Source organism: Mesorhizobium sp. M7A.F.Ca.CA.004.12.1.1 (genome assembly GCF_003997835.1).
Lineage (GTDB): Bacteria > Pseudomonadota > Alphaproteobacteria > Rhizobiales > Rhizobiaceae > Mesorhizobium.
In genome coordinates this window covers 1-1292 of record NZ_RZRK01001191.1, presented here as the reverse complement: position 1 = coordinate 1292, position 1292 = coordinate 1, and the positions used below count along the sequence as shown (strand labels likewise).

Genomic DNA, 1292 nt, shown 5'->3' with positions numbered 1-1292 from the left:
GCCGCCACCGGCCATTGCCCCCAGGAAACGCTCGCTGCTCGGCAGCATCTTCTTCGGCGCCTTTGGCGTGCTGGTTTCGCTGGCTGTCGGCTTGTGGACCGACCAGCTCATACGCGACCTCTTTGCGCGCGCCGAATGGCTGGGCTGGCTGGCCGCCGGCATGGCTGCCATCGCCGTGCTGGCGCTTATGGTGATCCTGATTCGCGAATTCCTGGCGATCGGCCGCCTCGCCGAGGTCGAAAAGCTGCAGAAACGGGCGCTCGACGCAATCGAGCGTGACGATCCCAAGGCGGCACGATCGGTCGTCGACGAGCTGTCGGCCTTTGTCGCGGCCAAACCCGAGACCGCGGCCGGCCGGCGCGCGCTGGCCGAACTGCGCGGCGAAATCATCGACGGCGGCAATCTCGTGCGCCTGGCCGAGGCAGAAATTCTGGGCCCCCTCGATGCCAGGACAAAGGTGATGATCCTCGAGGCCGCCAAACGCGTTTCGCTGGTGACGGCGGTCAGTCCACGCGCACTGGTCGATGTCGCCTATGTCGTATTCGAGGCCGGGCGGCTCATTCGCCGCCTGTCGGAGCTCTATGGCGGACGGCCCGGAACGCTGGGTTTCTTCCGCCTGGCGCGCAGCGTGCTGGCGCATCTGGCGGTTACCGGCTCGATCGCGGTCGGTGACAGTTTCGTCCAGCAGATCGTCGGCCACGGCCTGGCCGCGCGCCTTTCGGCCAAGCTTGGCGAGGGCGTCGTCAACGGCATGATGACGGCGCGCATCGGCATCGCCGCGATGGAGACGGCGCGACCCCTGCCCTTCAGCGCCGCCAAGCGTCCCGGATTGGGCGACTTCCTCTCGGCGCTGACATCGTTCGCAACCAGGAAAGATGGTGAAACGACCCCATCCGGCAAGTGAGACAGGCTGGAGTGTCCGGACATTCGGAATCGTTACCGGACTGCTCTGCCGCGGCTCCTCGGTGACGAAGCATTAACCAATCTTGTTCATGGTCAGACGGGTTCCAAACAGCATCTTTGTTGCCGGGTGTCGTCGATGAAAAGCGTAATTCTATCCAGCGTCCTGCCCCTGGCAACGGTGATTGCGGCAGTCGTCGGCATTGCCGGAGTGGCATCTGCGGCGGAGCCGGACAAGCAGTTCTTCCAGTCTGCTGAAGGCAAGTGGATCGGTCCCGGCGAAATCGTCGCCGGCAAGTACAAAGGCACCAAGTTCAACTGCAGCTTCACCGGCTCGACGCCCGACGGCAAGGTCGGCATGTCGCTCGACGGCGGCTGCCGGGTCGGCATGT

Annotated in this window: 1 protein-coding gene and 1 pseudogene; both read left to right on the top strand. The window is 64.9% G+C overall.

The genetic code is table 11. The annotated features are described in order from the left end of the window. Positions 1–904, top strand: a 904-nt coding sequence (locus tag EN984_RS34995; protein ID WP_127384374.1) for a TIGR01620 family protein, incomplete at its 5' end; no start/stop codon positions are given. Positions 905–1039: 135 nt separating this feature from the next. After that, positions 1040–1292 (top strand): annotated as a pseudogene (locus EN984_RS34990) (hypothetical protein); the annotation flags it as partial.